9 protein-coding genes are annotated in these 6051 nt (G+C 70.8%); 5 read left to right on the forward strand and 4 right to left on the reverse strand.

From position 1 onward, the window contains the following. Positions 1–139 precede the first annotated feature (139 nt). From AB0J09_RS53875 to AB0J09_RS53890, 4 genes are read right to left on the reverse strand one after another with little or no spacing between them, the layout of a single operon-like run. A complete protein-coding gene (locus tag AB0J09_RS53875; protein WP_360709959.1) occupies positions 140–1072 on the reverse strand; it encodes a hypothetical protein in 933 nt (310 codons plus the stop codon). Further along, the gene (locus tag AB0J09_RS53880) at positions 1069–1473 is read right to left on the reverse strand and encodes a MaoC/PaaZ C-terminal domain-containing protein (RefSeq protein ID WP_360709961.1); all 405 of its coding nucleotides are present in this window, start codon (positions 1471–1473) and stop codon (positions 1069–1071) included. The genes AB0J09_RS53875 and AB0J09_RS53880 overlap by 4 nt, the downstream gene beginning before the upstream one ends. After that, complete coding sequence (locus tag AB0J09_RS53885; RefSeq protein ID WP_360709963.1) at positions 1470–1859, reverse strand: MaoC family dehydratase N-terminal domain-containing protein; 390 nt, start codon at positions 1857–1859, stop codon at positions 1470–1472. The genes AB0J09_RS53880 and AB0J09_RS53885 overlap by 4 nt, the downstream gene beginning before the upstream one ends. Beyond that, positions 1856–2596, reverse strand: coding sequence for a GntR family transcriptional regulator (locus tag AB0J09_RS53890; RefSeq protein ID WP_360709964.1), 741 nt, complete (start codon positions 2594–2596; stop codon positions 1856–1858). The genes AB0J09_RS53885 and AB0J09_RS53890 overlap by 4 nt, the downstream gene beginning before the upstream one ends. 107 nt (positions 2597–2703) lie before the next feature. Here AB0J09_RS53890 and AB0J09_RS53895 point away from each other — a divergent pair, with 107 nt between their 5' ends. The 5 genes from AB0J09_RS53895 to AB0J09_RS53915 form a co-directional block, all read left to right on the forward strand. Beyond that, positions 2704–3918 (forward strand): CaiB/BaiF CoA-transferase family protein, encoded by a 1215-nt coding sequence (locus AB0J09_RS53895; protein ID WP_360709966.1) that lies wholly within the window; start codon positions 2704–2706, stop codon positions 3916–3918. Next, a complete protein-coding gene (locus tag AB0J09_RS53900) occupies positions 3915–4301 on the forward strand; it encodes a thioesterase family protein (RefSeq protein ID WP_360709968.1) in 387 nt (128 codons plus the stop codon). Before AB0J09_RS53895 ends, AB0J09_RS53900 begins: the two co-directional genes overlap by 4 nt. Then, a complete protein-coding gene (locus AB0J09_RS53905; protein WP_360709969.1) occupies positions 4298–5251 on the forward strand; it encodes a tripartite tricarboxylate transporter substrate binding protein in 954 nt (317 codons plus the stop codon). Before AB0J09_RS53900 ends, AB0J09_RS53905 begins: the two co-directional genes overlap by 4 nt. After that, positions 5248–5721, forward strand: coding sequence for a tripartite tricarboxylate transporter TctB family protein (locus AB0J09_RS53910; protein WP_360709970.1), 474 nt, complete (start codon positions 5248–5250; stop codon positions 5719–5721). The genes AB0J09_RS53905 and AB0J09_RS53910 overlap by 4 nt, the downstream gene beginning before the upstream one ends. After that, positions 5721–6051, forward strand: a 331-nt coding sequence (locus AB0J09_RS53915; RefSeq protein ID WP_360709973.1) for a tripartite tricarboxylate transporter permease, incomplete at its 3' end; no start/stop codon positions are given. The genes AB0J09_RS53910 and AB0J09_RS53915, both read left to right, overlap by 1 nt.

Raw genomic sequence — 6051 nt, forward strand, 5'->3', positions numbered from 1 at the left:
CCGGCCCGTTGGTGCGCAGGCTGCGCCGTAACGTGGAGCTCAGCGACGGCGGGAACATGATGCGGGTCCTGGCCTTCGCCGACGAAGAGGCCATCGGCCGCTGGGGCGGTGGCCCGCTGACCATTCACCGCCTGAACGCCTAGACCTCCGGGACGCCGAGGTCGGACGCGGGTCCGGCGCCGGCCTGCTTGCCGAGCGCGGGGTCGAGCTGCTCGATCAGCCGCTGCACCAGCGCCGCCCGCCGCACCCGCTCACGCCCCAGTTCCCGCGGCACCGCCCCGAGGTGCGAGCCGGAGGGGTAGATGTTGGGCGCGTTCCGCAGCCCCATCTTCAGGTAGACGGGCGCGGCGGCCCGTACGATCTCCACCGCCTCGTAGAACCGCACGAATCCGCCCTGGTCGTCGGGCACCTCCAGGTAGAGGTCGATCGGCAGCCGGGTCGCGGCCCGGATCTCGGCCAGGTGCGGCACGGTCAGGTCGGTGCCCACGTTCACGGTGGTGGCGCCAAGGCGCTCCAGGATCGCCGCGGTCGGCCCGTTGGTGAGCGGCATCAGCACGGACGTCTTCAGAACCAGGTTGGCGGGCAGCGTGCCGTCCTCCTTCAGCGCGCGCAGCACCTCCAGCGTGCCGAGGTCGCCCACGAGGAGGCTGCGGATGCCCAGCGAGCAGGCCCGCAGCGCGTCCGCCACGCATGCCGCCACCATCGCGTTCCCCCGCGCGGCCGCGCCGACGGCCTGCGTCAGCTTGGCCTGGCCGCCGGTGTCCCAGGCGGCCCGCGGCCCGAGGAACAGGTTGATCTCGATGCCCCGCTCGGCCCCGATCCCCGCCATGTCGGAGATCTCGGCGTCCGTCAACATCATCACGCCGCTGCCCTGCGACGTCCTGGCGATCGGCACGCCGAGCCGGTCGGACTCGGCGACAACGGCCTCCAGCACGGCCGGCCCCTCGACGCTGGGGATCTCGAACCGGTACGGCGCCCCGTCCGCGAACCGCGACTCCGCGGAGGAGGCGGCCACGACCACCGGGTGCCCGAGCCGGGCCATCAGAGCGTGCAGGTCGGCAAGGTTCGTCATCGCGAAGGCTCCCCGTCATCAATCACTTCGTCATAAATCACTTCGGCATGCCCGAGCGTAGTGCGGCGGCCCGTGTCGTCCTCGCCCCAAAGCTCCAGCTCTGCCCGGTTTCCCGCGGTGGACACCACCCGGCCGCGGCACGTGTGGGCGCGGTCGCGGAAGTCCATGCCGCGGTAGCTGACCTCCAGCACGGCCAGGCGGCCCCGCCCGCCCAGCCAATCCGTGACGAGCCTGCCCAGGTAGGCGGCCTTGAGCAGCCCGTGCACGGCCAGCTCGGGATGGCCGAGCGAGCGGGCGAAGCCGAGGTCGTAGTGCATCTCGTAGAAGTCGCCCGAGGCTCCGGCGTACTCGACGAGCCTGCGTGACGTGGTCGTCTCCGTCAGTGGGGGAATGTCGGTCATCGCCTGATCCTGCTCCCGATGTGCCTGACCACCAGCTCGCCGTCCGGCCGGCGGAACTCCGTCTCGAACGTCAGCAGCGCGAACGGCCCCGCCGACCCGCTCTTCTCGACGACCCCGGTGAACCGCGGCCGCGACACGATGACGTCTCCAACCCGCAGCGGCGCGTGGTACTCGAACCGGTCGCCGCCGTTCAGCCACCCGGACCCGTACGACGTGGCGGCGGGCAGCGACGGCGGCTCGTCGAGGAAGCACGCCGTGAACGTGGGCGGGACGTCTTCCCCGGTGGCTCCGATGGCGTGCAGATAGAAAGCCAGGTGGCGGCGCTCGACCACGTCCTCGCGCAGTGGCCCCGTCCAGCCCACCGCCTCCTGGAGAGCCTTGATCATGTGTCTCCTTCCCTGACCCGCTTCAGCCAGGCCAGCGACTCGGGGGTGTGGCCGCCGACCCGGTCCTCGATGTCGTCGAGGAACGTCATGTCCCCATGCCCGGCCAGCTCCCGGTGGACGGCCTCGGGCGAGCCCGCCTCGATCACCTCCAGCAGCCGCCGATGCCGGTCCCAGTCGTCGACGAGCGACTCGCCGGACGCCCTGGCCTGCCGGTTCATGCCCATGCAGAGCAGCATCTGGAGCTGGATCGACCGGTACGCCTCCTCCAGTCGCCGGTGACCCGACAGCCCGATCACCGAGCTGTGGAACTCGACCGCCTGCTCCAGCACCCCCAGCCAGTCGCCGGATCGCGCGGCGGCCTCGTGCCGGTCGAGCGCGGCGTGGCAGCGCTGGAGCCGGGCGGGCTCGCGTACCGGAACGCCCAGGTCCACGGCCATGCGCTCCAGCTCGCGCCGCAACGTGACGATCTCGTAGATGTCGTGCAGCGTGAGCTGCGTGACGAACGCGCCCCGCCGCGGCTGCTGAGTGATCAGCCCCTGCTGCTCCAGTACGCGCATGGCCTCGCGCAGCGGCGGCCTGCTGACGCCCAGCTCCTGGGTGAGCTGGTTCTCCACGACCCGGTCGCCCGGCTGCAGCTTGCCGCTGAGCAGCATGCGCATCAGCGCCTCGGTGGCGAGCTGAACCATGCTGGGGGGTGCCTCGATGCGCATCGTGGTCCTCTTGTCGTAGGCGATCATCGTCTGCCGCCATAGTGCCGAAGAAGTTCGGGCAGAACCCTTGTCTATCTGACTTGTCTTCTGTAGACAATAGACCAATCCGGCCTGAAGTGAGGTTTTCGAAACATATGACCACTCCACTGTCCGGCATCCGGGTCGTCGAGGTCGGCGCGTTCATGGCGGCGCCCTTCGCGACCATGCAGCTCGCCGACCTGGGCGCCACCGTCATCAAGGTCGAGAACCCCGACGGAGGCGACGGGGTCCGCGCCATCGGCCCGTTCACGGCCGGGCACAGCTCCCCGTTCGCCAGGCTCAACAGGAACAAGCGGTCGATCGCGCTGGACCTGAAGTCCGAGCTCGGCGCGGCGGCCTTCCGCCGCCTCGTCGCGGACGCCGACGTGCTGGTGGAGAACCTCCGCCCCGGCGCGATGCGCCGGCTCGGCCTCGGCTTCGACGACCTCCACGAGCTCAACCCCGGGCTCGTGTACGTCTCGGCCTCCGGCTGGGGCCAGGACGGGCCGCTCGCGGACAAGCCGGGCCTCGACATCATGGCCCAGGCCCGAGGCGGTCTGATGAGCGTCACCGGCATGCCGGACGGCGACCCGGTCAAGGTCGGTGTGCCCATCGCCGACCTGGTGTGCGGGCTCTACGGCGCGCTTGGGGCGGTCTCCGCGCTGCAGGCCCGTACGCTGACCGGCCAGGGCCAGCACGTGGACGTGTCGCTGCTGGAGTCGGCCGTGTCGTTCGCCATCTGGGAGGCCGGCAAGTATTTCGCGACCGGCGAGGCCGGCAGGCCGCTGGGCTCCGCGCACCAGAGCACGGCGCCGTACCAGGCGGTCCGCACCTCGGACGGCTGGTGCACGGTCGGCGCCGTCACCCCCAAGACCTGGCAGGGCTTCTGCGCCGCGCTCGGCCTGACGGCCCTGCTCGAGGAGGAGCGGTACGCCGACGCGCACGACCGGCACGGCCTGCGCCACGAGCTGATCCCGGCCATCGAGGCGGCCACCACCCTGCGCACCACGGCCGAGGTCGTGGCCGCGCTCGACGAGCACGGCGTGCCGTGCGCCCCCATTTCCGACTACTCCCAGGTGTTCAACGACGAGCACCTGAACCAGCGGCGGTTCTTCTGGGATGCCGAACATCCCGAGATGGGCCCCGTACGCCAGCTCGGCTCGGCCATGCGCTTCTCGGAGACGCCGACGAGACGCGGGCCGGCCGGGCCGCTGCTCGGCGCGGACACCGTCGAGGTGCTGCGCGAGTGCGGCCTGACCGAGCAGGAGATCGACCGGCTGCTCGCCGAAGGCGCGGCGGCTCAATCCCCCACCCCCTTGGAGAGTTCATGAGCGACCAGCTGACCCCGGGCGTGAGCGCCGGCCTCACCTGGGTCGTGGCCGAGCGGCACTGCACCCGCCGCGGTGACCACGACATCTTCTCCACCCCCAACCTGGTCCACCTGATCGAGGACGCCGCGATCGAGGCGCTGGCCCCGTACCTGGCCGACGGCGAGGGCAGCGTCGGCAGCAAGGTCGAGATCGCGCACGTGGCGCCCACGCTCAAGGGCGGGAAGGTGACCGCGACCGCCACGGTGACCGAGGTGGGCCGGCGGCGCGTCACGTTCGCCGTGGTCGCCGAGGACGCCAACGGGAAGGTCGGCGAGGGCACTCACGAACGCTTCATCATCAACCTGGACAAGTTCGCCGCCAAGCTCAAGGAGCTGGAGTCATGAGGGCCATCGCGGCGCTCGCCCTGCTCCTGGCGACCGCTTGCGGCGGCACCGCGGACGCCGGCGGCGGCGCGTGGAAGCCGCGCGGCGACGTACGCATGATCGTGCCGTTCTCCGCGGGCGGCGGCAGCGACCTGGCGGGCCGCGCCATCGCCGCCGCGCTGGAGAAGGCCCAGCCCGGGCTGAAGGTCACCGTGGAGAACCGCGAGGGCGGCTCCGGCGCGGTCGGCTACTCCGCCCTGCTCGGCAAGAAGGGCAACGGCAACTACCTGCTGGCCACCGAGAACGCCATCCTGTCGCTGCCGCTCAGCGGCCAGGTCTCCTTCTCCCGCAAGGACTTCACGCCGGTCGCCAAGCTGGCCGAGGACGGCGGCATCCTCGTGGTCAAGAAGGACTCGCCGCTCAAGACCTGCTCCGACGTGGTCGCCGCGGCCAAGAGCGGCCGCGTCAGCGTGGGCATGTCGGGCGCGTACGGCGTGGACAACGTGATCTTCACGATGATCGAGCAGAAGACCGGCGTGAAGTTCCAGCGGGTGCCGTTCGAGTCGGGCGGCGAGCTGGTGCCTGCCGTGCTCGGCGGCCAGATCCAGGTCGCCCTGCTGAACCCGGGCGAGGTGATCGGCCAGTTCAAATCCGGCGATCTGCGGGGCCTCTGCGTCACCACGGACAAGCGCTACACCTACCCCGAGTTCGCCTCTCTGGGCACGGCCAAGGAGCAGGGCATCGACGTGTCGTATGTCCAGTTCAGGGGATTCCTGGCGCCCGGGGGGCTGGACGAGCGCGAGCAGGCGTACTGGGAGCAGGCGGCCAGGGGCGTGACCAAGACCGCCGAGTTCCAGAAGTGGCTCAAGGACAACTACCTGCAGCAGGCCGAGCTGTACGGTGACGACTTCGCCAAATACCTCGAACAGCTCGACACGGCGCTCGCGCCGGTGCTGAAGAAGCCGTCATGAGGCAGCTGCTCCGCGGCGAGGCCGTCGTCTGGGCAGTGCTCGTCTGCCTGTCGGTGGCCATGGCCGCCGCCTCGTTCGGCTACGGCATCACCAAGGACGGCGGGCAGGTGGGGCCCGGGTTCCTGCCGCTGGTGAGCGGCGTGGCGCTGGCCGTGCTCTCGGCCGCCTGCCTCCTGCAGTCCGTACGCCGTGCCGTGCCCGCTTCGGAGGAGGACGACCCCCAGCGTGTCAGGACGTTGTGGACCGTGTTCGCCATGCTGCTGGTCGCGCTGCTGCTGGTGCCGCTGACCGGGTTCCTGGTGGCGTTCGGGCTGCTGGTGTTCGCCGTGTCGGCGTTCGTGGAGAAGCAGCGGTTGGTGCCGGCCGCCGGCGTGGCCGTCGCCGCCACGCTCGTGATCTACGCGGTGTTCGTGCTGTTCCTGGGCGTGCCGCTGCCTGGCGGGCTGCTGGGCGTCGGAGGTGACGGCTGATGCTGGACAACCTGCTCATGGGCTTCGGCGCGGCGCTCACGCCCGCGAACCTGCTCTGGTGCTTCGTCGGCGTGCTCGCCGGGACCGTCATCGGCCTGCTGCCCGGTCTGGGCTCGACGACCGGCGTGGCGGTGCTGCTGCCGCTGACGTTGTCGTTCGAGCCGCTGACCGCGCTCATCATGCTCGCCGGGATCTACTACGGCGCCCAGTACGGCGGCACGATCACCTCCGTGCTGATCTCCACGCCCGGCGAGGCGGCCAGCGTGGTGTCCCCATCTGGACACCGACGCCGCCAAGGAGGGCCTGAACTTCCTCGTCGACGGGCTCAAG

It is taken from the genome of Nonomuraea sp. NPDC049784 (assembly GCF_040659615.1).
GTDB lineage: Bacteria > Actinomycetota > Actinomycetes > Streptosporangiales > Streptosporangiaceae > Nonomuraea.

Bases quoted from the DNA above. Each gene is read 5' to 3' on its own strand.
- AB0J09_RS53900 (WP_360709968.1), top strand. From the start codon at position 3,915: ATGAGCGACCAGCTGACCCCGGGCGTGAGCGCCGGCCTCACCTGGGTC.
- AB0J09_RS53905 (WP_360709969.1), top strand. From the start codon at position 4,298: ATGAGGGCCATCGCGGCGCTCGCCCTGCTCCTGGCGACCGCTTGCGGC.
- AB0J09_RS53895 (WP_360709966.1), top strand. From the start codon at position 2,704: ATGACCACTCCACTGTCCGGCATCCGGGTCGTCGAGGTCGGCGCGTTC.
- AB0J09_RS53875 (WP_360709959.1), bottom strand. From the start codon at position 1,072: ATGACGAACCTTGCCGACCTGCACGCTCTGATGGCCCGGCTCGGGCAC.
- AB0J09_RS53880 (WP_360709961.1), bottom strand. From the start codon at position 1,473: ATGACCGACATTCCCCCACTGACGGAGACGACCACGTCACGCAGGCTC.
- AB0J09_RS53885 (WP_360709963.1), bottom strand. From the start codon at position 1,859: ATGATCAAGGCTCTCCAGGAGGCGGTGGGCTGGACGGGGCCACTGCGC.
- AB0J09_RS53890 (WP_360709964.1), bottom strand. From the start codon at position 2,596: ATGATCGCCTACGACAAGAGGACCACGATGCGCATCGAGGCACCCCCC.
- AB0J09_RS53910 (WP_360709970.1), top strand. From the start codon at position 5,248: ATGAGGCAGCTGCTCCGCGGCGAGGCCGTCGTCTGGGCAGTGCTCGTC.